Below are 26,497 nucleotides of genomic sequence, written 5' to 3'. Positions count from 1 at the left end.
CTTGGAGAAAGCCATGCGCGCCCAGCCGACCGCATCGCACTATGTCAACGGCCGCTATATCGAGGATGAGGGCGGCACGCCGCTGCCGGTGATCTATCCGGCAACCGGCGAGACCATCGCCACCCTGCATTCAGCGACGCCGAACGTGCTGGAGCTGGCGATCGAGGCGGCCCGCTCCGCGCAGCCGGCCTGGGCGCGGCTAAAGCCCGTCGAGCGCGGCCGCATCCTGCGCCGCGCCGCCGATATTCTGCGCGCGCGCAACGCCGACCTGGCGCGCATCGAGACGCTCGACACCGGAAAGGCGATCCAGGAGACATTGGTGGCGGACGCCCCTTCCGCCGCCGACTGCCTGGAATATTTCGCCGGAGCGGTCGCCGCCTTCAACGGCGAGATGATCGATCTCGGCGGACCATTCGCCTACACGCGCCGCGAGCCGCTCGGCGTCTGCGTCGGCATCGGCGCCTGGAACTACCCGATCCAGATCGCCGGCTGGAAATCGGCGCCGGCGCTGGCCATGGGCAATGCCATGGTGTTCAAGCCTTCGGAGAACACGCCGCTTTCGGCCCTGGCGCTGGCCGAGATCTACTCGGAGGCCGGCTTGCCCGATGGGCTGTTCAATGTCGTGCAAGGCTATGGCGATGTCGGCGCCGGCCTCGTCGGCCATGATGTGGTGGCAAAAGTTTCGGTGACCGGCTCGGTGCCGACCGGTCGCAAGGTGCTGTCGCTCGCCGGCTCCAAGATGACGCATGCGACGATGGAGCTCGGCGGCAAGTCGCCGCTCATCGTCTTCGACGATGCCGACCTCGAGAATGCCATCGGCGGCGCCATGCTCGGCAATTTCTATTCGACCGGGCAGATCTGCTCCAACGGCACGCGCGTCTTCGTGCAGAAGGGCCTGCATGACCGCTTCGTCGAGCGGCTGGTCGAGCGGACCAAGAAAATTCGCATCGGCGATCCGCTCGATCCCGAGACGCAGATGGGGCCACTGGTCAGCCGGCTGCAGCAGAGCAAGGTCGTCTCGTACATCGAAGCCGGCCAGCAGGACGGAGCGACACTCGCCTACGGCGGCAACGTGCCGTCGCTGCAAGGTTTCGAGAGCGGTTTCTTCATCGAGCCGACCGTGTTCACCAATGTCACCGACACCATGCGCATCGCACGCGAGGAGATTTTCGGACCGGTGATGAGCGTCTTGAAGTTCGACAGTGAGGACGAGGTGATCGAGCGCGCCAACGACACCGAGTTCGGGCTGGCGGCTGGCGTGTTCACGCGAGACCTGCCGCGTGCGCATCGGGTGATCGCCGAGCTGCAGGCCGGCACCTGCTGGATCAACGCCTACAATCTGACCCCGGTCGAAATGCCCTTCGGCGGCGTCAAGCAGTCCGGCATCGGCCGCGAGAACTCGCTGGCCGCGCTCGCGCATTATTCGCAGCTCAAGGCGGTTTATGTCGAGACGGGTGACGTGGCGGCGCCTTATTGATGTCGCGATCCGTTTCGGCAGATCATCGCGCTGTTCTCCTTGCCGCGGTTTGCCACAACCTTGCCGGAGGCAAAGGAGGCCAAGATGGCGGGGGAAGCCAAGGACAACCGAGCCGTCGTGTTGCCGCTACTGCTCGGCTTCAACGGCGGCTATGTCGACACGATGGGTTTCCTGGCGCTCCAGGGGCTGTTTACCGCGCATGTCACCGGCAACTTCGTGACGCTCGGCGCCTCCCTGGCGCTCGGCACGTCAGGCGCCCTGTCGAAGCTGCTTGCGCTGCCGGTCTTTTGCGCTGTTGTCATCCTCAGCCGGCTGTTGTCGAACGCGCTGAGACACCGGGAAGCGCCGGTCTTTCGTTACCTGCTGACGATCAAGCTCGTATTGCTGATCGCAGCCGCCGTTCTGGCGGTCCGGCTCGGGCCTTTCCCGGATGGCGACCATTGGGCCGCCATCGTAACGGGAATGATATTGGTTTCGGCCATGGCGGTGCAGAACGCCGCGCATCGCGTCCATCTCGCCAGCCTGCCGCCTTCGACGCTGATGACCGGCACCACGACCCAGATCATGCTGGACCTGGCCGACCTGATCTACGGCTCGTCCGCCGCGGATACTGCCGCGTCACGGTCGCGCCTCGCGCGGATGTCGGGCATGGTGGCCGTCTTCGCTCTCGGATGCGGAACGGCCGCGCTGCTCCATGTGCAGATCGGTGTCTGGTCATTCGCGGCGCCGCCGGTCGTCGCGCTGCTGGCGCTGATCGTCCGCGGGAGCGTGACGCCGTGACGAAGGTGTTTGATCGGGCCGTGCCGGAAACCGGCTCACCCCATCTGCGCCGTCCCGTCCAGATACTGCGTCAGCGCGTAGACCAGATGGTAGAAGATGCTGGCCGGCACCTCGGTCGCCAGTGAGCGGCCGCGCTCGTCGATGCGGTCGATCCACAGACCGAGCGGCGCCGGATCGATGTGCCAGCGGAACAGGCGGCCGACGCGCGCCTCGATCTCGGGCTTGAGGTCCGGCCCGCCCGAGCCGTCCAGCGCGATCGCCGCCTTGATCGCCTCGGCCTGTGGCCAGCTTCGCGAAACCGTGTCGAGCGGCAGACCCTGGCGCGAGACGGCGCCGTAGGCGAGGCCGGTTGCGCGGTTGAGCCCGTTGGCAATGGCCGAGGCGTAGAGCTTGCGGGCGAAGGCGGTAAGTTCGCTCTGGCCGCTGCGGGCGGCGAAATCGACCAGCAGCGAGGCCCATTCGAAATGATGGCCAGGCTCGGTCCAACTCCCCTTCTCGCCCGCGGCCGGCTTCCAGCCCTTGTCGAAATACTCGCCAATCGTCCAGCTTTCGGCATCGAAGAAATGACTGCGGAAGAGGTCGATGATGCGCGCTGCGCGGCGCAGATAGGCGCGCTCGCCCGTCGCCTTGTGCCAGGCGAGGAAGGCCTCGAGCAGATGCATGTGCGGGTTGGAGCGCCGCTCCTCCGCCCCATCCGAGGTTTCCAGGAAACCGGTCATGCGGCTGTCTTCCAGATGCGCGTCGAGGAAGGAAAACGTCTCCTCGCCGAGCCGCAACGCATCTGGATGGCCCGACATGTGGGCGTGCGCCAGCGCCAGGAGCACGCAGGAATGATCGTAGGCATCCTCGACAGGATCGGCGACCGAGCCATCGATGTTGAGCGTGCGCACCCAGCCGCCGCGCACGGTGCGGCCCTGACCAGCCATGAAGTCGATACCGTGGGCGATCAGCCTGTCCGCCGGACCTTCCCAGCCACGCTCCTTGGCCACCGCGAAGGCGTAGACCTGGCGCGCCTGCGTGCGCATTCGCTTGGGTTTCATCAAAGGCGCGGCGTCGAAGCCGAGCGCTTCGTGGAAGCCGCCATGGCGCTCATCGACGCCGACCGTCGACCACAGCGGCAGCGTCTCCTCGAACAGCCAGTGGCGCACGCGCCGCCGCCAGGCGCCGCTCTCGATGACGCGGTCATGCGCCGGCGTGAATCGCGTCTCCAGCCGTCCGGATTTCTCCAGCTGCTCGACGATCTTCTTGACGTGCTGGCTGTGGCTGACCGGCGCGACGAAGGTGGCGTCAGCCGTCGAAACGATAGCGACATCCTTCATGCCGATCGCCGAAAGCAGGCGGCCATCGCCGCGGATATAGGAGTGTTCGCAATCGATGGCGACGACATCGCCGATGATGACGTTGCCGTGCTTGTCGGACGGGCCGACATCGAGCAGCGACTGCCACGAGCCGAGATCGTTCCAGCGGAAGCCGGCCGGGACCATGGCAATGTCCTTGGCGCGCTCCATGATGGCGTAGTCGATCGAGGTCGACGGGATGACCGAGTAGAGTTCCAGCGCCATGTAAAGGCCCGAGAGATCGCTGGTTGCCGCCTTGTAGGCAGTTTCGGTCGCCTGCCAGATTTTCGGCTCATAGGCCGCGAAGGCGTCGCGCATGGCGCCGGCGCGGAACAGGAAGATGCCGGTGTTCCAGTAGAAATTGCCGGCGTCGAGATAGGCCTGCGCGGTGGCGAGATCCGGCTTCTCGACAAAGCGCGAGACGTCGAACACGCCCGCCCTGTCCGCCCCAACCTCGATATAGCCGTAGCCGGTCTCGGGCTGGGTTGGCTTCAGGCCGAACACCACGAGCCGCCCGGCATTTGCCGCGACCGCGCCCGCCTCGATGCTTTGCCAGAACTGAGCGGTCGTCGAGATCTCATGGTCGGACGGCACCACCAGCACCAGCTCGTCGCCATATTCGGAGAGCGTGCGCAGGCTTGCCAGCGCGACGGCGGCGGCCGTGTTGCGGCCCGTCGGCTCGAACAACGGTCCGCCGCCCTTGAGATCAACGCCGGCAAGGTCGGCATGGACGCGCTCGGCGTGACGTTCCGCGGCGATCAGGAAGATCGGCGTCTCGCCGTCCGGCCGCGCCGCCAGCCGGCGCAAGGTCCTGGCCAGCATCGAGCCATCGCCGGAAAAATAGTGGAACTGCTTGGGGTTGTCCTCGCGCGACAGCGGCCATAGCCGCGACCCGACGCCGCCACTCATGACGAAACTGACGATGCGCTGAGGCAAGATTCGGACTCCAGGCGGCCGGAGAACTCGTTTTAGCGGCGTCATGGTTGGTCACACAAGGCTGGAACTCGCCTTTCACGAACTGCCTCAACCCGCTGCCGTCCCGACCGGCGCGACGAAAGCCGACGAAATGCGACAGAAGTGCTGCCATTGCCGCTTGCAGTATCGAAAAGCGGCGGCTATAAGCCCGCCGTCTGGTCACGGAGTGTAGCGCAGTCTGGTAGCGCACCTCGTTCGGGACGAGGGGGTCGCAGGTTCAAATCCTGCCACTCCGACCAGAAGAAACAAGCACTTGGATGCTTGCAATCCCGCGCGCCTCGTTGACTTTTTTCGTGGAACAGTGAGCCGATTGGCTTGTGCCGCCTATTGTGCTCGACAGCCGGCCCTTACTTTGACCTAATGGCGTACTGTCCTGGGTTCGTGGAGCGCGGAACCCGCAGAGCGGCTGAGAGAATGACATTCAAGCCTACAGCCATTTTGATCGCGACGCTGCTTCTGGCAGCAGGCTGCTCATCGACCACCGCGTCGATCAGCCCGGCGAAATACGACAAGATGAACTGCGCCGAGCTCAACAATGCGGTGGGCGACACCGCCACGGATATTTCGCGTACCGCAATCGCCCGCGGCAAGGTCGCCAATACCAGCGTGCCGAACTGGCTGCTCGGCGGCGAACGTGTGAAGGCAGTGGTTGCCAATCGCGAAACCGTCCGGATCGAACGGCTGCAGCAACAGCAGCAGGTGATCGTCACGGCCAGAAAGCAAAGGTGCCCCTCCGCGCAGTGAGCCGGCGCCCGGTCGGGCTCGCCCCGCCTCAAGCGCTGATGCGGAACCGTGTTGAATCGATCGCCGCGTTCATCAGCGTCTGCGTGTAGGCCTCGCGCGGGTTGTCGAAGATTTCCTGCGTCGGTCCTTCCTCGACGATCTTTCCCTGCTTCATCACGATGATGTAGTCGGCCATGGCGCGCACCACAGCGAGGTCGTGGCTGATGAAGAGGTAGGACAGCTCGTGGTCGGCTTGCAGCTTGCGCAGCAATTCCACGATCTGCTTCTGCACCGAGCGGTCGAGCGCCGAGGTCGGCTCGTCCAGCACCACCACTTTCGGCTTCAAGATCATGGCGCGGGCAATGGCGATGCGCTGGCGCTGGCCACCGGAGAATTCGTGCGGATAGCGGTTGCGGGCGTTGGGATCGAGGCCGACCTCGCGCAACGCCTCGACGGCGCGCTGGTCGCGCTGCTTGCCGGTCAGCGAAGGCTCATGCACCAGAAGGCCCTCGGTGATCACCTGGCCGACGGTCATGCGCGGCGACAACGAACCAAACGGGTCCTGGAAGACGAGCTGCAATTCGCGCCTGAGCGGCCGCATCGCCTGGCGATCGGCTCCTGAGATGTCGCGGTCGCCGAAGCGGATGACGCCGTCGCTGGGCAAGAGCCTGAGCAGCGCGCGGCCGAGCGTCGACTTGCCCGAACCGGATTCGCCGACGATGCCGATCGTCTGGTTGCGCTTCAGCCTGACCGAGATCTTGTCCACCGCGCGCAGCATCAGCGGCTCGCCGCCGAGGAAGCCGCCGCCGATCTTGAAGACGACCTCGACATTTCGGCCTTCGAGCAGCACCGGCGAATTGGCCGGCGGCGCCGCCTTGCTGCCGGTCGGCTCGGCCGCGAGCAGCATTTTGGTGTAGGCATGCTGCGGATTGGCGAAGAGCGCTTCCGCCGCGCCCTCCTCCACCACTTCGCCCTGGCGCATGACATAGACCCGGTCGGCGAAACGGCGCACGATGCCGAGGTCGTGGGTGATGAAGACGATCGCCATGCCGAGCTTGCGCTGCAGTTCGGCCAGCAGCATCAGGATCTGCGCTTGGATGGTGACGTCGAGCGCTGTCGTCGGCTCGTCTGCGATCAGGATGTCGGGATCGTTGGCGAGAGCCATGGCGATCATGACGCGCTGACGCTGGCCGCCCGACATTTCGTGCGGGTAGGATTTCATGCGCCGCTCGGGATCGGGGATGTGCACCAACCTGAGCAGCTTCAGCGCTTCTTCGCGCGCCGCCGGCCCGGAGAGCCCGCGGTGCCGGCGGATCGGCTCGATCAGCTGATTGCCGATGGTGTAGAGCGGGTCGAGCGAGGTCATCGGCTCCTGGAAGATCATGCTGATCTTGCGGCCGCGCACCTTGTTGAGCTCGCTCTTCGACAGGGTCAGAAGGTTCTGGCCACGGTAGTCGACATGGCCGGTCGCCTCGCCATTGGAGGACAAGAGGTTCATCGCCGCCATCATCGTCTGGCTCTTGCCGGAGCCGGATTCGCCGACGACGGCGACGGTCTCGCCCGCGTTCACGTTGATACTAATGCCTTTGACCGCCTCCACCGTGCCGTCGAGGGTCTGGAAGCGGACGCGCAGGTCCTTGACGCTGAGGATCGTTTCGGTGGCCATGTCAGCGGTCCTTCGGATCAAGCGCGTCGCGCAGGCCGTCGCCGACGAAGTTCAGGGCAAACAGCGTCGAGACGAGGAAGAAAGCTGGGAACAACAGCAGCCAGTTGGCGTAGCCGATGTTCTTGGCGCCGACCGAGATCAGCACGCCCCAGCTGGTCATCGGCTCCTGAACGCCGAGGCCAAGGAAGGAAAGAAAACTTTCCAGGATGATGACCTGCGGCACAAGCAGCGTCATGTAGATGACGACCGGGCCAAGCAGGTTGGGGATGACATGGCGCAGCAGGATGCCGCGCTGACCGACGCCCATCGCTTCCGCCGCCTGGACATATTCCTGCCTTCGGATCGACAGCGCCTGGCCGCGCACGATGCGCGCCATGTCGAGCCACAGCACAGCCCCCACCGCCAGGAACATCAGCACGAAGTTGCGGCCGAAGAACACCACCAGCATGATGACGAAGAAGATGAAGGGCAGCGAATAGAGCACGTCGACGATGCGCATCATCACCTCGTCGACCCGGCCGCCGGCAAACCCGGCGGTCGCGCCGTAGATGACGCCGATGACACCGGCGACGACGCCGGCGAGCAGGCCGATGGCGAGCGAAATGCGCCCGGCCATCAGTGTTCGCGAAAGCAGGTCGCGGCCGGTGTTGTCAGTGCCGAAGTAGAAATATTGCTGCTTGATGGCCGAGCTCATCGTCACTTCGAGCCCATCGGCCGACTTGTTCTCGATCCTGGTGTCGTCGAAGGCGTCGGAACGGTCGAGATAGCGGATGTTGCGGTCGTCGATCGGCTTGGTCGAGGTGACGGTGACAATGACGCGACTGCCGTCCTGGTGCCATTCCTTGATGTTGGCGCGCATGCGCTTGATGGCATCGGTGAGCGCGCCCTGGATCATGTCGGGCTTCGGATAGGCCGAGAGACTCGGCGGCATGCGCACATAGTCGCCGTAGATGGTGGTGTATTCGTGCGGCACGACCATTGGGCCGAACACGCTGATGACGGAGATGAAGGCCAGGTAGTAGAGGCTGAACATGGCGGCGCGGTTGCGCTTCAGCCGCGCCCAGGCATTGCCCCAGAGCGAGCGGCCGACGATCGGCTCGGGCACGGCGACGGCAAGGTCAGTCATAGCGCACCCTCGGATCAACGACCGCGTAGAGAAGGTCGACGATCAGGTTGAAGACGATGGTGAAGAGCGCGATCACCACCACGGTTCCCATGACCAGCGTGTAGTCGCGGTTGAGCGCTGCATCGACGAAGTAGCGGCCGACGCCGGGGATGGAAAAAATCGTCTCGACAATGATCGAGCCGGTGAGCAGGGCCGCGGCCGCCGGGCCGGTGAAGGAGACGATCGGCAGCACGGCGCCGCGCAGCGCGTGCTTGACCACCACCGACCAGTCGGAGAGACCGAGAGCGCGGGCGGTGCGGATGTGGTGGGAGCGCAGGCTCTCGATCATCGAGCCGCGCATCAGGCGGGCGACGATGGCGATCTGCGGCAAGGCCAGCGTCAGCACCGGGCCGACCTTGTTGATCAACGCGCCGTCCCCCCAGCCGCCGATCGGCAGGAGCTTCCAGGACAGCCCGAAGACAAGCTGGATCACCGGAGCGATGACGAAGGTCGGGATGGTGCTGCCGGCAGTGGCGAGCGCAATCACCGAATAGTCGGCGATTTTGTTCTGGTTGAGCGCCGCGATCGTACCCAGGATCGAGCCCACAATCAGCGCCAGCACCAATGCCGACGTGCCGAGCTGAACGGAGATCGGCAGGCCCTTGGCGAAGAGTTCGGTGACGGTGAAATCAGGCAGGTTGTAGCTCGGGCCGAAACTGCCACGCAAAAGATTGCCGAGATAGTGGAGATATTGCAGCCAGAGCGGATCGTTGAGGCCGAACTGGGCTTCGAGATTGGCCCTGATCTCGGGGCTTAGGCCCCTCTCCTGGTTGAACGGGCCGCCAGGGGCGACGCGGATCAGGAAGAACGCCACCGTCACGATGACGAACAGCGTCGGGATGGCGGTCAACAACCGCCGGAAGACATAACGCAGCATCGGCGCCCCGTTTCAGCCAGGGCGACGGCTCTCCAGACGAGATCGTGGCGCGCTGGCATCTCTGATCTTCGCACCGGGGCAGTCGAAAATCCAATCCGACTTTCGGCCCGGCACGACGACAGACCGTGTCGCCGCCCTAAAAAGAGAGCGGCGGCACGGCCAAGGTTACTTGTCAGTCCTTGGAGATGAAGCGGGACGGATGAATGTCCATCACATTGTCATCGAAGCCATGCAGCTTCGAGGAAACGATGTCGTGGTAGCTGTAGTAGAGCAGCGGGATCTGGCCGACGTCGTCGACCAGGATGCGCTCGGCCTCGGCGAGGTCCTTCATGCGCTCTTCCGGCTTGCCGCCGGCGGCGGCAGCCTTGTCCATCGCGGCTTCATAGGCCGGGCTGTTGTAGTTCGAGTAGTTGTTGCCGCTCGCCTTGCGCGAGATGCCGAGGAAGGTCTCCGGATCCTTGTAGTCGGCGATCCAGGCGGCGCGAGCGACGTCGTAATTGCCCTTCTGCTCGAGGAAGCCGTAGTGGGTCTTGGTGTCGGTGTTGAGCAGCGTGACCTCGACGCCGAGCGGCTTCAGCTGTTCCTGGATAGCAACAGCCGTATTCTTATGGTTTTCCGAGGTGTTGTAACGGATTTCCATCTTCAGCGGATGCTCGGGCGTGTAGCCGAGCTTCTCTAGGATCTTCTTGGCCGCGTCCTCGCGGTCGATCTGCGGCATGTCGGCGTATTTGGCCAGCGACGGCGTGTAGCCCTCGATGCCCGGAGGCACCATTGAATATCCAGGCAGCATGGAGTTCTGCCAGACCTTCTCAGCGAGGAAGTCTCGATCGATCGCCATCGAGATGGCGTTGCGCAGCTCGACATTGTCCCACGGCGCCTTGTCGGTCTTGACCGCATAATAATAGGTGCCGAGATATGGCCCGACACGGACCTGGTCACCAAATTTGGCTTTGAGATCGGCGAGCTGCTCGGTCGGCAGGTCACCATAGCTGTCGAGCTCGCCAGCCTCGAAGCGCTTCATCGCCGACGAGCGATCCTCGGTCGGGATGTAGTTCACCACGTCGAGCTTGACGCTCGCTGCGTCCCAGAATTTCGGATTCTTGACCATCTTGAGATGGTCGTTGGGCACCCATTCGGCCAGCGTATAGGCGCCGTTGGAAACCAGCTTGCCGGGCTTGATCCAATCGGCGCCGAGCTTGTCAATGGAAGCCTTGTTGACCGGATAGGTCGCCTGATGGGTCAGCATCTCCAGGAAATAAGGCGTCGGCGCCTTCAGCGTGACTTCAAGCGTGTTGGCGTCGATCGCCTTCACGCCCATATCCTCGGCCTTGCCTTTCTTGGTGTTGAAGTCCTCGGCGCCCTTCACCGGATAGAGCATCGAGGCGTATTCCGCGGCGGTGGCCGGATCTTCCAGCCGATGGAACGAATAGACGAAGTCGTCCGCCGTCACCGGGGTGCCGTCCGACCAGAGGCCGTCCTTGCGCAGCTTGAAGGTGTAGACGGTGCCGTCGTCGGACACCGTCCAGCTTTCGGCGGCGCCCGGAATGAGGTTCGTCTTCTGGTCATGCATGACGAGGCCCTGGAACAGGTCGCGTATGATATCGGCTTCGTAGGTCGTCGACGTCTTGTGTGGATCGACCGTCTCCGCCTCCGCGGCGCTGCCGCGGTTGTAGACGGTTTCGGCGAAAGCATGGGTGTAAAAGGAGCCCGTGGCCAGAGCCAAGGTGGTGGCGAACGCCGTCGCCTTCAGCATATTTTTCAGCATGAAGTTCTCCCTGTCGGCGCAGCCCCTCAGCCGCGCCTTTCTTAAGTGTTGACGCCCCGGAACCGTTGAAACGGCCCCTTCAGGCGTGCCGCCGGTCCCTTCCGGCTGCTGGTGGCTGGAGACTAGACAGAGCGGAATCTTATTTCAACCATTGCCTGCTTGACGCAAAGTGAGCGTCATCACGCTAAAACAGCGAAAACTAACGTTATAAACCTACCTTCAACTTGGCACACCCGCCGGTTGTTCGACGCGTTTTCTGTTTTTGCAGGCGGGGTTTGGCATTCTCCGCAACATGCTGAAAAAGCGAAAATTCCTTGCTTCGTGCTGTCGTTACCGGGCGGATGCCACGGGCACATCGGCAGTCGAATTCGCCATGCTTGCGCCGGTCTTCATCTTGCTTTTGCTCGGCATGGTTGCATACGGAATCTATTTCGGCGCCAGCCATTCCGTGCAGCAGATCGCCGCCGATGCGGCGCGAACGGCGATCGCCGGCCTCAACCAGACCGAGCGGCAGGCACTGGTCACCGATTTCATCGCGCGTGACGTCTCCGGCTATCCGTTCGTCGATCCCAACAAGCTGACCGTCAACGCACGGGACAGTGTCGCCGATGGCAGCCAGTTCGTCGTCTCCGTCACCTATGATGCGCGCAACCTGCCGATCTGGAACCTGTTCAGGACGCTGCCGCTGCCGGGTACGACGATACAGCGCCAGTCGACGATTCGTGTCGGAGGCATTTGATGTCCATCAAGGGGGGATTGATGGCGGCGACGAGGAGGCTCGTCGCCGACCGTAGCGCGAATTTCGCCGTCATGACGGCGCTGTGCACGCCAGTGGCGCTGGCGCTGACCGCCTTCGCGATCGACGAAGGTTCCCTTTACAACGAGCGCCGTGCCGCGCAGTCGATCGTCGACCTCGCCGCCATCACCGCGGCCTCGAACATCACCAATGCCCAGCAGGCGGTGCTGACGACGCTCGCCGACAACGGCATCACATCGGTCGCGGTGCAGCAACAAGGCACCAACGTGGCGCCAACCGCCACCAAGGCAGTCGTCCAGATCGTGCCGGGGCGCTACACCGGCGTCAGCACCATTGCCGCCGGCAACCGGTTCGAGGCGGGCAAGCTGCCCTACAATGCCGTGCAGGTGTCGCTGAAGAAGCAAGGCACGCTCTATTTCGCCGGCTCGATCATGGCGCCGCCCACACTCGGCACGACGGCCATCGCCAGTGCGCAGCCGCAGGCAGCTTTCTCGGTCGGCTCGCGACTCGCCAGTCTCAATGGCGGCATTCTCAACGCGCTTATCGGCAGCCTTCTCGGCGGCAACATCTCGCTCAGCGTGATGGACTACAATTCGCTGATCTCGGCCGATGTCGACGTGCTCTCCTTCGTCGACCAACTTGCCGTGCAGCTCAGGCTGACCGGCGTTTCCTATTCGGACGTGCTCGCCTCGAAGGCGACGGTCGGCCAGATCGCCACCGCCATGGCCAACGTGCCGGGGCTGGACCGTACGGCCAAGATCGCATTGCAGACCATGGCTTCCAGCGCCACCAATACTGTCAAGATTCCGCTCAGCACTCTCGTCGACCTTGGCTCGGTGGGCGGCCTGGGCCTTGGACAGAAACCCGCCGGGCTGTCGGTCGAGGCCAGCGCGCTCAGCATGTTGACGGCGGCGGCGGCTTTGGCCAACGGCACGAACCAGGTCGCGGTCAATCTCGGCGCTACCATACCGGGGCTGGCATCGACGACGCTTGCCATCGCCATCGGCGAGCCCATGCAGAACTCGCCCTGGCTCGCGGTGGGGGAAGCAGGCACCGTGGTGCGCACGGCGCAGACACGCATCAAGCTCAACGCCAGCGTCACCGTCGGCAATTCCAATCTCGGCGGCGGCATCAATCTGCTTGCCGTCAACCTGCCGCTCAATGTCGAGGTCGCCTATGCCGAGGCCAAGCTGACCGATATCACCTGTCCGACCGGCCCCTCCAGCATCAAGGTCTCGATCGCCGCGCAACCAGGAGTCGTCGGGGCTCATCTGGCCGACAGCAACGCCAGTGGTTTCGCGGACTTCACCAAGCCGCAATCCTTCTCCGACGCCGAGATCGCGGATGTCAGCCTCAAGCTGTTGCTGATCAACCTCAACCTGCTGCAGATCAAAGGATCGTCGGCCTTTTCAATCACCAACATGGCGCCGACCACGCTGACCTATAGTGCCACCGACATCGCCAACAAGGCGATCAAGACGGTGTCGACAAGGAACCTGACGCAGTCGCTGACGACATCGTTGATCAACAAACTGTCGTTGTCGGTCAACGCGCTGGGACTCGGCCTCGATGTGACCGCCCTGCTCGGCGCGGTCAAGCCGGCGGTGACAACGCTGCTCAACGGCGTGACCGCGCCGGTCGACAGCCTGGTCTACAACGTGCTTGGGACACTGGGCGTGCATGTCGGCGAGGCCGATGTGCGCGTGACCGGCGCGACATGCGGCCGCTCGGTCCTCGTCCAGTAGGCCGCTATCAGCCAATCCTTCCGACAAAACTGCCCAAGGGCGGCAACGCCAGCGCGCTCTCCTCGACAACGCCGCCAAGAACGCCCGCGACATCAACGGCAAGAGCCGTTATCTCGACATCCCCGATCTCGGCCGGCAGCGCCCAGTTCGCCGGCTCCGCGGCGAAGTTGAAGACGCACAGCAATCTCTCATCCTCCCGCTGGCGTATGAAGGCCAGCACGTCGCCCTCGGCCTCGAGAAAACGGATGGAGCCGGCGATCAACGCCGGATGGCGCCTGCGCAGGGCAAGGATCGAACGATAGGCCGCGAGTACGGAACCGCACTCGCCATCCTGAATGTCGACCGCGCGGCCACGATGCGCCAGCGGCACCGGCAGCCAGGGCTTGGCCGTCGAGAAACCGGCATTTTCCGCCTCTGCCTGCCAGACCATCGGCGTGCGGCAGCCGTCCCTGCCCTTCACGCCCGGCCAGAAGCGGATGCCGACGGGATCGCGCAGATCCTCATAGGCGAGCTCGGCTTCCTCCAGCCCCAGTTCCTCGCCCTGATAGAGGCAGATCGAGCCGCGCAGGCATGACAGCAGCGCGATCGAGAACTTGGCTACCGCGTCCGGGCTCTCGCCGGGCCGCGTCCAGCGGCTGACATGGCGCACGACGTCATGGTTGGAGAAGGCCCAGCAGACCCAGCCGTCCGGGGCAGTCGTCTCGAACGCCTCCACGCAGCCGCGCACATGGGCGGCGGAAAATTGCGGGCTGAGCAGGTCGAAAGTGTAGCACATCTGCAATTTGTCGCCGCCGGAGACATAGGCGGCGAGCGTCTGCAGCGAACGCTCCTCGTCGCCCACCTCGCCGACCGCGGCGCGGTCCGGATATTCGTCGAGCAGCGCGCGGAAGCGTTTCAGGAAGTCGAGATTCTCGGGACGCGTCTTGTCGAAGAGATGCTCCTGGAAGGCATAGGTGCTGGTCGCACCGTTGGTGCCGGCGACGCTCGCGGCCAAAGGCGGGTTGTCGCGCAGCCAGCGGTCGTGGACATAGTAGTTGACGGTGTCTAGCCGAAAACCGTCGACGCCGCGCTCCAGCCAGAAGCGCACGGTGTCGAGCAGCGCATCCTGGATCTCCGGATTGTGAAAGTTGAAATCCGGCTGCGCGGTGAGGAAATTGTGCATGTAGTACTGCCGGCGGGTGGCGTCCCACTCCCAGGCGGGGCCGCCGAACAGCGATTGCCAATTGTTGGGCGCGCTGCCGTCCGGCTTCGCATCGGCCCAGACGTACCAGTCGGCCTTGGCGTTGTCACGGCTGGCGCGGCTTTCGACGAACCATTCGTGCTTGTCGGAAGAATGCGAGATCACCTGGTCGATGATGAGCTTCAGACCGAGCCGGTGCGCCTCGGCGATGAGCGCGTCGAAATCCTCCAGCGTGCCGAACATCGGATCGACGTCGCGGTAATCGGACACATCGTAGCCCATGTCGGCCATCGGCGACTTGAAGAAGGGCGACAGCCAGACCGCGTCGGCGCCGAGCGAAGCGATATGGGCGAGCCGCGCGGTGATGCCCTTGAGGTCGCCGCTGCCGTTGCCGGTCGTGTCCTGGAAGGAGCGCGGATAGACCTGGTAGATGACGCAGCCGCGCCACCATTCACTCCCCCGCTCCGCATTCTCGTCAGCCATTAGAACCCTTCCTGCTGCGCGCTTTAGCGGCACGTTGCTCGATCATGAAATTGACGCTGCGTCCGGAGAGCGGTCGCGCGATGTCGTCAGGCTGCGCTTCGATTGCGGGGCGCCATTCAAAACCCTCGCGCGCAGGCAAGGAGAAGACGCATTGGCGGCGGTCGCCATTGACGAGGATCGCGAGGCGCTCGCCCTGGCTATCGCCAAGCAGCATGACGAGGCGATGTCGGCCGGCATCGTTCCAGTCGGACTCGCCGAGCGGTACGCCCGTCTCGGTGAGCCAGGCGACGTCGGGAAATTCTCCACCACCGGCGGGCTCACCGGTCAGGAAGCGTGTATCCGCCAGCACCGGGAAGGCGCGGCGCAGCGTGGCCAGCGATGCTGCGTATCGCTCCAGAGCCTGGTCGCGGCCGGCCCAATCGAGCCAGGTGATGGCGTTGTCCTGGGCATAAGCGTTGTTGTTGCCCTTTTGCGTGCGGCCGAACTCGTCGCCGGCGGTCAGCATGATGGTACCGCGCGAGGCAAAGAGGGTGGCGAGCAACGCGCGCCGGTCGTTGGAGCGGGCCAGGCTGATCGCCTCGTCGTCCGTCTCGCCTTCGGCGCCGTTGTTCCAGGACAGATTGTCGTTATGGCCGTCGCGGTTCTGTTCGCCATTGGCCTCGTTGTGCTTGCGCTCATAGGCGACGATATCGGCGAGCGCCATGCCGTCATGCGCGGCGATGAAGTTGACCGTTCGGGTCGTCGGCCGGCCGTCCCTGCCGAATACGTCGGAGGAGCCGGCAAGCCGTGTCGCCAGCTCACCGATCGCGCCGGCGTCGCCGCGCCAAAAGCGCCTGACATCGTCGCGGTAACGGTCGTTCCATTCCAGATAGGGCGGGCGGAAATTGCCGAGCTGATAGCCGTTCGGGCCGATATCCCAGGGCTCGGCGACCAGCACGCGGTCGGCTAGCATGGGATCGCCGGCTATAGCCTGCAGCAGCGGCGCTTCCGGATCGAAGGCGCCATCGACGCGACCGAGCACCGGCGCCAGATCGAAGCGGAAGCCGTCGACGCCGGCGAAGCGGACGAAGTGTCGGAGCGTGTCGAGCACCATCTCGCGCACCACCGGATGATCGCAGGCTACCGTGTTGCCGGTGCCGGTGTCGTTGACCAGTTGGCCATCCGGCTGATGCCCGTAGTAAGCCAGCGCATCGAGCCCGCGCAGCGACAGCGTCGGCCCGAGCCGGTCGCTCTCCCCGGTATGGTTGAAGACGAGGTCGAGTATGGTGCCGATGCCGGCCTCGCGCAGCGCGGCGACGGTGTCGCGCAACTCCCTCAGACCACCCGGCACCAGGCGCGGGTCGAGCGCCATGAAGGTAACGGGGTTGTAGCCCCAGGCGTTGCTTAAGCCCAATGGCGGCAGGTGCCGCTCGTCGATCGACGCGGTGACCGGCATCAGTTCGACGGCCGAGACGCCGAGACGCTTCAGGTGCTCGATGATGGCGGGATGGGCGAGCGCCGCGATGGTGCCCCGCTGCGCTTCCGGAATGTCGGGATGGAGCCTGGTGAAGGAGCGGACATTCAGTTCGTAAATCAGGCCGCCGGGATTGAAGAGGGGTGGCAAAGGCGCCACCGCCTCAAGCGGCGCCACCACTATCGCCTTGGGCATCAGGGGTGCGGTGTCGGCGCCCTCGTTGCGCTTGGCGGCAAGCCGCCAATGGTATTGGTAGGGACGATCGATCTCCACGGCGTAGGGATCGGTGAGCAGCTTGTCGGGATCGGACCACAGGCCGCGTTCCGGCGCATAGTCGCCATCGGCGCGGAAGCCGTAGCGGCAGCCGCTACCAAGGCCGGAGACAAGGAGCGCGCGCACGCCCTCGCCTTCCGACTTCAACTCCAGCCGGTCGATCTCGCGCGCACCGCTGTCGTCGAAAAGCGAGACCCAGAGGCGCCGCGCCGATGAGGACCAGGCGGCAAAGCGGATGCCTTCGGCGGTGATGGTGGCGCCGAGGGTCATGTAGGCTCCCCCTTCTCCCCTTGTGGGAGAAGGTGTCGCCGAAGGCGACGGATGAGGGGTGCTCCAGCTTGGCGACGACGGCGATCCGGCCAGCACCCCTCATCCGTCTCGGCGCTACGCGCCGATCCACCTTCCCCCACAAGGGGGGAAGGAAAGGCGCGCCCCGCCACCCTCAAGTAATCACGCTCGGCTTGTTGCGGCCGGTGTGGCTCTTGATGCCGGCGATGTCGTCGGCGGCGGCGATCAAGTCGGCGAGTGCTTCCTGCGTGTCGAGGTCGTGCCTGGCCTTGTCCGGTTCGTAGCGCTCGATATAGACGCGCAGCGTCGCGCCAGAGGTGCCGGTGCCGGAGAGGCGCAGCACGACGCGCGAGCCGCCTTCGAACAATATCCGGATGCCCTGGTTCTTGCTCACCGAGCCGTCGACCGGATCGTGATAGGCAAAATCGTCGGCCTTGGCGATCTTCAAGCCGCGCACGCTCGTTCCGGGCAGCGAACCGAGCTTGGCGCGCAGCTCATCCACCAGCGCGTTGGCGCGGTCGCTCTCGACCTCCTCATAGTCGTGGCGCGAATAGTAGTTTCGGCCGTAGGTCGCCCAGTGCTCGGTGACGATCTGCTTGCAGCTCTCGCCGCGCGCGGCGAGGATGTTGAGCCATAGAAGCACCGCCCAAAGGCCGTCCTTCTCGCGCACATGGTTGGAGCCGGTGCCGGCGCTTTCCTCGCCGCAGATCGTCGCCATGCCGGCGTCGAGCAGGTTGCCGAAGAACTTCCAGCCGGTCGGTGTCTCGTAGATGCCGATGCCGAGCTTTTCGGCGACGCGGTCGGCGGCGCCGCTGGTCGGCATCGAGCGAGCGATGCCCTTCAGGCCGTCCTTGTAGCCCGGCGCCAGTTTGGCATTGGCGGCGAGCATCGCGACCGAATCCGAGGGCGTGACGAAGATGCCTTTGCCGATGATCAGGTTACGGTCGCCGTCGCCGTCGGAGGCGGCGCCGAAATCCGGCGCGTCGGGCCCCATCATCTCGTCATAGAGATGTTTTGCATGCACCAGGTTCGGATCCGGATGATGGCCGCCGAAATCCGGCAGCGGCTTAAAGTTGCGGCAGGTGCCGTCCGGCGCGCCGAGCCGGCGTTCGAGGATTTCCTTGGCATAGGGACCGGTCACCGCGTGCATGGCATCGAAACGCATGCGGAAGCCGGACTTGAAGAGCTTCCTCAGCGCCTCGAAGTCGAAGAGGCTCTCCATCAACTCGGCATAGTCCTTGACCGGGTCGATGATCTCGACGGTCATGTCGCCCGCCTTGACGGTGCCGATCGTGTCGATGTCGATCTCGCCGATATCGGCGATCTTGAAGCTCTTGATCTCCTTCGACCTGGCGAAGATCGCGTCGGTGATCTTCTCCGGCGCCGGGCCGCCATTGCCGGCATTATATTTGATGCCGAAATCCTCGTGCGGACCGCCGGGATTGTGGCTGGCCGACAGGATGATGCCGCCGAATGTCTTGTATTTGCGGATGACGTTGGAGGCGGCGGGCGTCGAGAGAATGCCGCCCTGGCCGACCATCACCTTGCCGAAGCCGTTGCCGGCGGCAATGGCGATGGCCTTCTGGATGACCTCGCGGTTGTAGAAGCGGCCGTCGCCGCCGATCACCAGCGTCTTGCCCTCAAAACCGTCCAGCGCGTCGAAGATCGATTGGATGAAGTTCTCGGCATAGTGCTCCTGCTGGAACACCGGCACCTTCTTGCGCAGGCCGGACGTGCCGGGCTTCTGGTCGGCATAGGGTTTGGTGGGGACGGTTTTTATCATGCCTCAGGCAGCCCTTTTCGAATGCAGCAAGCGATAGAGTTCGACGTATCTTTCGGCGCTCTTGTCCCAGGAGACATCGGCCTTCATGCCCTGGCGCTGGATCGAAGCCCAGGTCGCCGGGCGAGCATGCTGCTCGACCAGCCGCTGGATCGCATGGAGCATCGCGCCGCCATTGTTGGGCGCGAACTGGAAACCGGTGGCGACGCCTGCTGACAACGCCGCCTCGTTGGCGTCGATGATGGTGTCGGCCAGGCCGCCGGTACGGGCGACGACCGGCACGCAGCCATAGCGCAGGCCGTAGAGCTGGGTCAGCCCGCAAGGCTCGAAGCGCGACGGGATGATGATGGCGTCGCAGCCGCCCTGCATGACATGCGACAGCCCCTCGTCGTAACCGACGACGACGCCGACGCGGCCGCGATGGCGCGCGGCGGCGGCAAGCAGCGTGCCTTCCAGGCCCGCATCGCCCGAGCCGAGAATGGCGAGGCGCGCGCCTGCGGCGACGATGCCGTCGACGACCGCCGCCAGTATGTCCATGCCCTTCTGCCAGGTCAGCCGGCTGACGACGCAGACGATCGGGCTGCCGTCCGCCTCCAGGCCGAACCGCTCTTCGACCGCCTTGCGGTTCTTGGCCCGCGCCTCTAGCGTTTCGGCCGAATAATTGGCGACCAGATGCTTGTCGTTCCGGGGATTCCAGATGTCGACATCGATGCCGTTGACGATGCCGTAAAGGTCGGTGGCGCGCATGTTGATCAGGCCGTCGAGGCCCATGCCGAATTCCGGCGAGCGTATCTCCTGCGCATAGGTGGGGCTCACCGTGGTGATCGCCCAGGCGGCCTGGAGACCGGCCTTCAGGAAGCCCACGCCGCCATAATATTCGACGCCGTCGAGTTGCATCGCCACGCCCGGCAGGCCGAGCTCGCCAAAAATGCCGGCGCCGAACTGGCCCTGGAAGGCAAGGTTGTGCACGGTGATCAGGGAGGGCACGCCGACCGCCTTGCCGTAGCGCATATAGGCAAGCGTCATCGCCGACTGCCAGTCATGGGCATGAACGATGTCCGGCTGGTAACCAGAGATCGCGCCGCCGGCAATGTCGCCGCCGACCTGGCTCAGCGCCGCGAAGCGCCGCCAATTGTCCGGCCAGTCGGCGCCGGATGCGGTGCCGTAAGGGCCGCCCTGGCGGTCGAAGAGATGCGGCGCGTCCAAAACGAAGAGATCGAGGTCGCCGATCTTGACGGCATGGATCGAAGCCTTGCCGCCCTGCAGCAACGGATACTGGTACACGCGTTTCTTCTTTGCGAAGGCAGCCATCACGACAGGATAGCCTGGAACCAGCGTGCGCATCGCCACGCCCTTCCCGGCCAGCGCGATCGGCAGGGCGCCGGTCACATCGGCAAGCCCGCCGGTCTTGATCAGCGGGAAGATTTCGGGCGTGACCGACAGAACCTGCATGCGCTCCACATTCCGATCTCAACGTGACAGGTCAAAGTGACAATCTGTTGATCAAGCCGTCAACCCGATAGGGTTGATCGGCAGGTCGACAGCTTGTTGATCGACCCTACGGGGTCGACAGCTTGTTGATCATGTCCTGCGTGATCAGGCAGATGCCCTTTTCCGATACGCGAAAACGCTTGGCGTCGAGCGCCGGATCCTCGCCGACCACCAGGCCCTCCGGGATGTTCACGCCATGGTCGATGACGACGCGCTTCAGGCGCGCGTTGCGGCCGACAGTCACGTCGGGCAGCATCACCACCTCCTCGAGCTTGGAGTAGGAATTGATGCGCGCGCCGGTGAAGATCAGGCTGCGGCGCAGCGAGGCGCCGGAGACGATGCAGTCGCCGGACACCAGCGAGGAGATCGCCTCGCCGCGGCGGCCATCCTCGTCATGCACGAACTTTGCCGGCGGCTTCAATTCGGCATAGGTCCAGATCGGCCAGTCGCGGTCGTAGAGATCGAGTTCCGGCGTGATGTCGGTGAGGTCGATATTGGCTTCCCAATAGGCATCGACGGTTCCGACGTCTCGCCAGTAGGGCTCGGACTCATGCGAGGAGCGCACACAGGATTTGGCGAAGCGGTGGGCGATCGCCTTACCGTGCTGGACGATATAGGGGATGATGTCCTTGCCGAAGTCGCGGCTGGAGCCGGGCTCGGCGGCGTCGCGGCGCAGCTGCTCCATCAGGAACTTGGTCTTGAAAACATAGATGCCCATCGAGGCGAGCGCGAATTCCGGCTTGTCCGGAATGCCCGGCGGGTCGGCAGGCTTTTCGACGAAGGCGATGATGTTGTCCTTGGCATCGACATGCATGACGCCGAAGCCGGTCGCCTCCAGGCGCGGCACCTCCAGGCAGCCGACGGTGACGTCGGCGCCGGCATCGACATGCTGGCGCAACATCAGCTCGTAGTCCATCTTGTAGATGTGGTCGCCGGCGAGGATGACCATGTATTCGGGGCCATAGGCCTCGATGATGTCGATGTTCTGGTAGACGGCGTCGGCAGTGCCTTCATACCACTGCGTTTCCGAGACGCGCTGCGACGCCGGCAGGATGTCGAAGCTCTCGTTTCGCTCTGGACGCAGGAAGTTCCAGCCGCGCTGCAGGTGGCGGATCAGCGAATGCGCCTTGTACTGGGTGGCGACGCCGAGGCGGCGGATGCCGGAATTGAGCGCATTGGACAGCGCGAAATCGATGATGCGCGTCTTGCCGCCGAAATAGACGGCGGGCTTGGCGCGCCGATCGGTCAGCTCCTTGAGGCGGCTGCCGCGGCCGCCGGCCAGCACATAGGCCATGGCGTCGCGCGCCAGCGGCTGGGTTCTTTTGATCTCTGCCATTTTGTTACCCTCCCAAACAAGCTGCCCGGACCGAAATCTTAGCAAGGTGAGATATCATCTGCTTCAGTCCGTGACGAATTCCAGCATGATCGTCGACAGCGGCGGCAGCAGCATCGTCGCCGATACGCCGCCCCCTTCTCCGCTCGCCTCGATCATGCCGCCATTGCCCATGCCGGAGCCGCCATAGTCGGCGGCGTCCGTATTGATGATTTCGCGCCACTTTCCCGCCTTCGGCAGCGGCACGCGATAGTTCTCGCGCGGCACCGGCGTGAAATTGGAAATGACGGCGACCGGGTTGCCGTCCGGCGCGCTGCGCAGCCAGGCGAAGACCGAATTGTCGCGGTCGTCGACGATCAGCCAGGAAAAGCCTTCCGGCTCGCAGTCGCGCGCATGCAGGGCCGGGCGCGAACGGTAGAGGTAGTTCAGATCGCGCACCGTCTGCCAGACGCCACGATGCGGCGCGAATTCGAGCAGGTTCCAGTCGAGCGCGCGCGCCTCGCTCCACTCGCGGCGCTGGGCGAATTCCTGGCCCATGAACAGGAGCTTCTTGCCGGGATAGCCCCACATGAAGGCGTAATAAGCGCGCAACGTCGCGAACTTCTGCCAGTCGTCGCCGGCCATCTTGTGGAGCAGCGTGCCTTTGCCGTGCACGACCTCATCATGCGAGAGCGGCAGCACGAAGTTTTCGGAGAAAGCGTAGATCAGGCCGAAGGTGATGTCGTTGTGGTGGTGCTTGCGGAAGATCGGTTCCTTGGAAAGGTACTCCAGCGTGTCATGCATGAAGCCCATGTTCCACTTGAAGCCGAAGCCGAGCCCGCCTTCATGCACGGGGCGCGACACTTTCGGCCATGAGGTCGATTCCTCGGCGATCGTCATCACGCCGGGGTGGTGGCCGTAGAGCTCCTTGTTCATCTTCTGCAGGAAGCTGACGGCCTGCAGGTTCTCGCGCCCGCCCTTCTCGTTCGGAATCCACTCGCCCGCCTTGCGCGAATAATCGAGGTAGAGCATCGAGGCGACCGCGTCGACGCGCAATCCGTCGACATGGTATTTCTCGGCCCAGAACAGCGCGTTGTTGACGAGGAACGACACCACCTCGCGGCGGCCGAAATTGTAGATCGCGGTGTTCCAATCGGGATGAAAACCCTGGCGCGGATCGGCATGCTCGTAGAGCGCGGTGCCGTCGAATTGCACCAGCCCGTGCTCGTCGACCGGGAAATGCGCCGGCACCCAGTCAAGAATGACGCCGATGCCGGCGCGATGCGCGCCGTCGACGAAGCGGGCGAAGCCGTCGGGGTCGCCGAAACGGGCCGTCGGCGCGTAAAGGCCGGTGGTCTGGTAACCCCAGGACGGATCGTAAGGATGCTCCGAGATCGGCAGGAACTCGATATGGGTGAAGCCGGTGTCGACCACGTATGGGATCAGCCGCGCGGCGAGCTCGTCCCAGGAGAGGAACGTTCCGTCGTCGCGGCGCTGCCAGGAGCCGGCATGGACCTCGTAGATCGAGATCGCCTCGCGCCGGGGATCGGCCTTGCGCCAGTAGCCGCGATGCGCCTCGTCGCCCCATTGATGCGCCATTGGCGGCGCCGTCACCGAGGCGGTCGCTGGGCGCAGTTCCGATTCGAAGGCGAACGGGTCGGCCTTGAGCGGCAGGCGCACGCCGTCCGGTCCGATGATCTCGAATTTGTAGGGCTGGCCGGCGGCGAGATCGGGGATGAACAGCTCCCAGATGCCGGTGTCCTTGCGGTCGCGCATGGTGTGGCGGCGGCCATCCCAGTCGTTGAAGGTCCCGACCACGGAGACGCGCCTGGCATTGGGCGCCCAGACGGCGAAATGCACGCCGGTGGCGCCCTCATGATCCATGATGTGGGCGCCGAGCTTATCGAAGAGCCTCAGATGCGAGCCCTCGGCCATGTAATAGTCGTCCATCGGTCCCAGAACCGGGCCGAAGGAATAGGGATCGGTCAGCCACCAGTCTCCGCCGGCATTCCTGGCGTGATAGCGCAGCGGCTGGCGCTTGCGGATCGAGACCTTGCCCTCGAAGAAGCCGGCATCGTCGCGGCGCGAGAGCTCGCCGGCCTCCTTGCCGGTCAGCGTATAGGCGGTGACGAATTCGGCGTTGGGCACGAAGCAGCGGGCGACGAAGCCCTTGCCGGCCTCCTGCACGCCCAGAACCGCGAAAGGATCGCCATGCGTTCCGGCGACAATCGCCGCGACATCGCCGGCTGGCGCCAGTCCGTCCGGCCCGCTTGTCGCAGCGGTCGCGCGCGGCTTCCTCATCAAGCGGTCGCCCTCCCCGGGCATCTTGTTCTGGAGCATGCCTTGGTGCGGCACGCGCCGTTCTTTGTCTTGGCGCATGTCGCGATCCCAAAACCGCTACGCACTTTGGGGCGGCATGCACTAACTTAGTCTTGGTGCATGCCGTGATTTGGGCGGCATGCACCGGGGCCACATTCCTGGTGGCTCATGCAATCATATCAGACGGGCACGTTCCAGATGTCTTTCGCGTATTGGCGGATCGTGCGGTCGGACGAGAACCAGCCGACGCGGGCGACGTTGCGGATTGCGCGCGCGTGCCAGTCGGGGCTGTTGCGCCAGACGGCGTCGACCTCGCGCTGAGAGGCGGCGTAGGAATCGAAGTCGGCCGCCACCATGAACCAGTCGCTCTGGTAGAGGCCGTTCATCAGCTCGCGATAGCGGCCGGGATCGTCGGGCGAGAAGACGCCGGAGGAAATGGCGGACACCGCCTGCGACAGCTCGGGCGAGCCCTCGATCACTTCGCGCGGATTGTAGCCATTGTTGCGCCGCTCGGCGACTTCGGCGGTGGTCAGGCCGAAGATGAAGACATTGTCGTCGCCGACATGTTCCTTGATCTCGACATTGGCGCCGTCGAGCGTGCCGATGGTCAGCGCGCCGTTCAGCGCGAACTTCATGTTGCCGGTGCCCGACGCCTCCATGCCGGCGGTCGAGATCTGCTCGGAGAGGTCGGCGGCCGGCATCATCACCTCGGCCAGGCTGACATTGTAGTTCGGCACGAACACGACTTTCAGCAGGCCGCGCACCGACGGATCGCCGTTGATGACCTTCGCGACGTCGTTGGCCAGTTTGATGATCAGCTTGGCGTTGTGGTAGCTCGGCGCCGCCTTGCCGCCGAAGAACTTCACGCGCGGCATCCAGTCCCGCTCGGGATGCGAGCGGATCTGGTCGTAGAGCGCGATCGCCTCAAGAATGTTGAGCAGCTGGCGCTTGTATTCGTGGATGCGCTTGACCTGGATGTCGAACAGCGCCGACGGGTCGAGCCTGATGCCGAGACGGTCGGCTACGAGCTTGGCGAGCCGCGCCTTGTTCTGGCGCTTCACGGCGGCGAATTTCTCGCGGAAGGCGGCATCGTCGGCCAAGGGATCGAGGCCCTTGATCGCTTCTATGTCATCCATGAAGCGGTCGCCGATCGCCTCGCGGGCAAGCGCGGTGAGGCCGGGATTGCACTGGATCAGCCAGCGGCGGGGCGTGATGCCGTTGGTCTTGTTGTTGATGCGGTCGGGATAGAGCTTGTGGAGATCGGCGAACACCGTCTCCTTCATCAGCTCGGTGTGCAGCGCCGAGACGCCGTTGATCGAATGCGAGCCGACAAAGGCCAGATTGCCCATGCGCACGCGGCGGTCGCCATTTTCCTGGATCAGCGAGATGCGTGCGATCTGGTCGCCCGAGAATTTTCCGGTGGCCCGGGCCTCCAGCAGCACCTGCGCATTGATGGCGTAGACGATCTGCATGTGGCGCGGCAAAAGCCGCTCGAACAGCGGCACCGGCCAGCTTTCCAGCGCCTCGGGCAGCAGCGTGTGGTTGGTGTAGCCGAAGGTGCGCTTGGTGATGTCCCAGGCGAGATCGAAATCCATGCCATGGACGTCCATCAAGAGCCGCATCAGCTCCGGCACCGCCACCGCGGGATGCGTGTCGTTGAGATGGATCGCCGCCTTGTCGGGCAAAGACTTCAAGTCGCCATACTGGCTGAGGTGGCGCTGGACGATGTCCTGCAGCGAGGCGGTCGAGAAGAAATATTCCTGCCTGAGCCTAAGCTCCTGGCCGGCCACGTGGGAATCGGCCGGATAAAGCACACGCGACAGCGCGTCGGCCTTGTTGCTTTCGGCCAGCGCGCCGATGTGGTCGCCGGCGTTGAACTTGTCGAGCAGGATCGGGTCGATCGGCATGCCGGACCAGAGCCTCAGCGTGTTGACGCGCCTGGCGCGCCAGCCGGCCACCGGCGTGTCATAGGCGACGGCCAGCACATGCTCGGTCGGCTTCCAGACGTGGCGCTCCAGCCGGCCGTCCTTCGAAGTGATCGATTCCACCGAGCCGCCGAAGCCGACCTCGAAGGAGCGCTCGCGCCGCTCGAACTCCCACGGGTTGCCGTGGTCGAGCCATGTCTCCGGCAGCTCGACCTGCCAGCCGCCCTGGATTTCCTGGCGGAACATGCCGTTGGCGTAGCGGATCCCGTAGCCATGGGCGGGGATGTCGACGGTCGCCATGCTTTCCATGAAGCAGGCGGCGAGACGGCCGAGGCCGCCATTGCCGAGCGCTGCGTCCGGCTCGAGGCCGGCGATCAGGTCGAGGTCGACGCCGAGCGAGGACAGCGCCTCGCGCATATTCTCCATCAGACCGAGATTGGAGAAGGCGTCGCGCATCAGGCGGCCGATCAGGAATTCGAGCGAGAGATAATAGACCCGCTTTTCCTGCTGGTCGTAGGCTTCCTTGGTCGCCTGGATCCAGTGGTCGACGATGCGGTCGCGCACCACCTTGATCGAGGCGGTCAGCCAGTCATAGGGCGTGGCGACGGTGGTGTCCTTGCCGACCCGGTATTTGAGCGACATCAGGACTTCTTCGGCAAGCGTCTTGGGATCGGGATGGTCGAGGACAGGGGCTTCGATCGTCATGGCGGATGTCATTTCGCCTCT

17 protein-coding genes and 1 tRNA gene are annotated in these 26,497 nt (G+C 64.4%); 6 read left to right on the top strand and 12 right to left on the bottom strand.

All coding sequences use genetic code 11. The annotated features are described in order from the left end of the window. The first annotated feature begins 13 nt into the window (after positions 1-13). Together betB and EJ068_RS25480 are read left to right on the top strand one after the other, a co-directional pair. Positions 14-1,477: a betaine-aldehyde dehydrogenase gene (betB, locus tag EJ068_RS25485; protein WP_127252555.1), complete on the top strand. Its 1,464-nt coding sequence runs from the start codon at positions 14-16 to the stop codon at positions 1,475-1,477. A gap of 84 nt (positions 1,478-1,561) precedes the next feature. Next, a complete protein-coding gene (locus EJ068_RS25480) occupies positions 1,562-2,257 on the top strand; it encodes a YoaK family protein (protein WP_128315483.1) in 696 nt (231 codons plus the stop codon). Positions 2,258-2,292: 35 nt separating this feature from the next. Here EJ068_RS25480 and EJ068_RS25475 read toward each other — a convergent pair whose 3' ends face one another. Continuing rightward, complete coding sequence (locus EJ068_RS25475; protein ID WP_127252554.1) at positions 2,293-4,530, bottom strand: AGE family epimerase/isomerase; 2,238 nt, start codon at positions 4,528-4,530, stop codon at positions 2,293-2,295. Between the two features lie 201 nt (positions 4,531-4,731). Between EJ068_RS25475 and EJ068_RS25470 the strand changes: the two genes are divergently transcribed. Both EJ068_RS25470 and EJ068_RS25465 read left to right on the top strand, forming a co-directional pair. Beyond that, a tRNA-Pro gene (locus EJ068_RS25470) sits at positions 4,732-4,808 on the top strand. A 175-nt stretch (positions 4,809-4,983) separates the two neighbouring features. Next, positions 4,984-5,313, top strand: coding sequence for a hypothetical protein (locus EJ068_RS25465; RefSeq protein ID WP_126078409.1), 330 nt, complete (start codon positions 4,984-4,986; stop codon positions 5,311-5,313). Positions 5,314-5,341: 28 nt separating this feature from the next. Here the strand turns inward: EJ068_RS25465 and EJ068_RS25460 are convergent, their stop codons facing one another. The 4 genes from EJ068_RS25460 to EJ068_RS25445 all read right to left on the bottom strand — a co-directional run bounded on the left by EJ068_RS25460 (position 5,342) and on the right by EJ068_RS25445 (position 10,765). Next, positions 5,342-6,958 (bottom strand): ABC transporter ATP-binding protein, encoded by a 1,617-nt coding sequence (locus tag EJ068_RS25460; RefSeq protein WP_127386124.1) that lies wholly within the window; start codon positions 6,956-6,958, stop codon positions 5,342-5,344. 1 nt (position 6,959) lies between these two features. After that, positions 6,960-8,084: an ABC transporter permease subunit gene (locus EJ068_RS25455; protein WP_127253869.1), complete on the bottom strand. Its 1,125-nt coding sequence runs from the start codon at positions 8,082-8,084 to the stop codon at positions 6,960-6,962. Continuing rightward, positions 8,077-9,000, bottom strand: a complete 924-nt coding sequence (locus tag EJ068_RS25450; protein ID WP_127386125.1) for an ABC transporter permease subunit — start codon at positions 8,998-9,000, stop codon at positions 8,077-8,079. The genes EJ068_RS25455 and EJ068_RS25450 overlap by 8 nt, the downstream gene beginning before the upstream one ends. A 172-nt stretch (positions 9,001-9,172) precedes the next feature. Further along, on the bottom strand, positions 9,173-10,765 hold the full coding sequence (locus EJ068_RS25445) for a peptide ABC transporter substrate-binding protein (protein ID WP_127250115.1): 1,593 nt from the start codon (positions 10,763-10,765) through the stop codon (positions 9,173-9,175). A 373-nt stretch (positions 10,766-11,138) separates the two neighbouring features. On the opposite strand from EJ068_RS25445, the gene EJ068_RS25440 reads away from it, so the two are divergent. Together EJ068_RS25440 and EJ068_RS25435 are read left to right on the top strand one after the other, a co-directional pair. Then, the gene (locus tag EJ068_RS25440; RefSeq protein WP_245463224.1) at positions 11,139-11,504 is read left to right on the top strand and encodes a TadE/TadG family type IV pilus assembly protein; all 366 of its coding nucleotides are present in this window, start codon (positions 11,139-11,141) and stop codon (positions 11,502-11,504) included. Continuing rightward, positions 11,504-13,267: a pilus assembly protein TadG-related protein gene (locus tag EJ068_RS25435; protein WP_127250113.1), complete on the top strand. Its 1,764-nt coding sequence runs from the start codon at positions 11,504-11,506 to the stop codon at positions 13,265-13,267. Before EJ068_RS25440 ends, EJ068_RS25435 begins: the two co-directional genes overlap by 1 nt. A gap of 7 nt (positions 13,268-13,274) precedes the next feature. Here EJ068_RS25435 and EJ068_RS25430 read toward each other — a convergent pair whose 3' ends face one another. The 7 genes from EJ068_RS25430 to EJ068_RS25400 all read right to left on the bottom strand — a co-directional run bounded on the left by EJ068_RS25430 (position 13,275) and on the right by EJ068_RS25400 (position 26,488). Further along, positions 13,275-14,930 (bottom strand): alpha-glucosidase family protein, encoded by a 1,656-nt coding sequence (locus EJ068_RS25430; RefSeq protein WP_127250112.1) that lies wholly within the window; start codon positions 14,928-14,930, stop codon positions 13,275-13,277. Next, entirely contained in the window at positions 14,923-16,926 is a 2,004-nt protein-coding gene (glgX, locus tag EJ068_RS25425) for a glycogen debranching protein GlgX (RefSeq protein WP_127250111.1), read from the bottom strand. Before glgX ends, EJ068_RS25430 begins: the two co-directional genes overlap by 8 nt. A 172-nt stretch (positions 16,927-17,098) precedes the next feature. Further along, complete coding sequence (locus tag EJ068_RS25420; RefSeq protein ID WP_127250110.1) at positions 17,099-18,727, bottom strand: alpha-D-glucose phosphate-specific phosphoglucomutase; 1,629 nt, start codon at positions 18,725-18,727, stop codon at positions 17,099-17,101. A gap of 3 nt (positions 18,728-18,730) precedes the next feature. Then, a complete protein-coding gene (glgA, locus tag EJ068_RS25415; RefSeq protein ID WP_127250109.1) occupies positions 18,731-20,176 on the bottom strand; it encodes a glycogen synthase GlgA in 1,446 nt (481 codons plus the stop codon). A gap of 106 nt (positions 20,177-20,282) precedes the next feature. Beyond that, on the bottom strand, positions 20,283-21,551 hold the full coding sequence (glgC, locus tag EJ068_RS25410) for a glucose-1-phosphate adenylyltransferase (protein WP_127250108.1): 1,269 nt from the start codon (positions 21,549-21,551) through the stop codon (positions 20,283-20,285). A 63-nt stretch (positions 21,552-21,614) separates the two neighbouring features. Continuing rightward, entirely contained in the window at positions 21,615-23,828 is a 2,214-nt protein-coding gene (gene glgB / locus EJ068_RS25405) for a 1,4-alpha-glucan branching protein GlgB (RefSeq protein WP_127250119.1), read from the bottom strand. A gap of 197 nt (positions 23,829-24,025) precedes the next feature. Then, complete coding sequence (locus EJ068_RS25400; RefSeq protein ID WP_127250107.1) at positions 24,026-26,488, bottom strand: glycogen/starch/alpha-glucan phosphorylase; 2,463 nt, start codon at positions 26,486-26,488, stop codon at positions 24,026-24,028. Positions 26,489-26,497 lie beyond the last annotated feature (9 nt).

The organism is Mesorhizobium sp. M2A.F.Ca.ET.043.02.1.1, from assembly GCF_003952405.1.
Taxonomy (GTDB): Bacteria; Pseudomonadota; Alphaproteobacteria; order Rhizobiales; family Rhizobiaceae; genus Mesorhizobium.
Note: the sequence above shows the minus strand (reverse complement) of the source record. Positions and strands in the feature narration are given on the sequence as shown.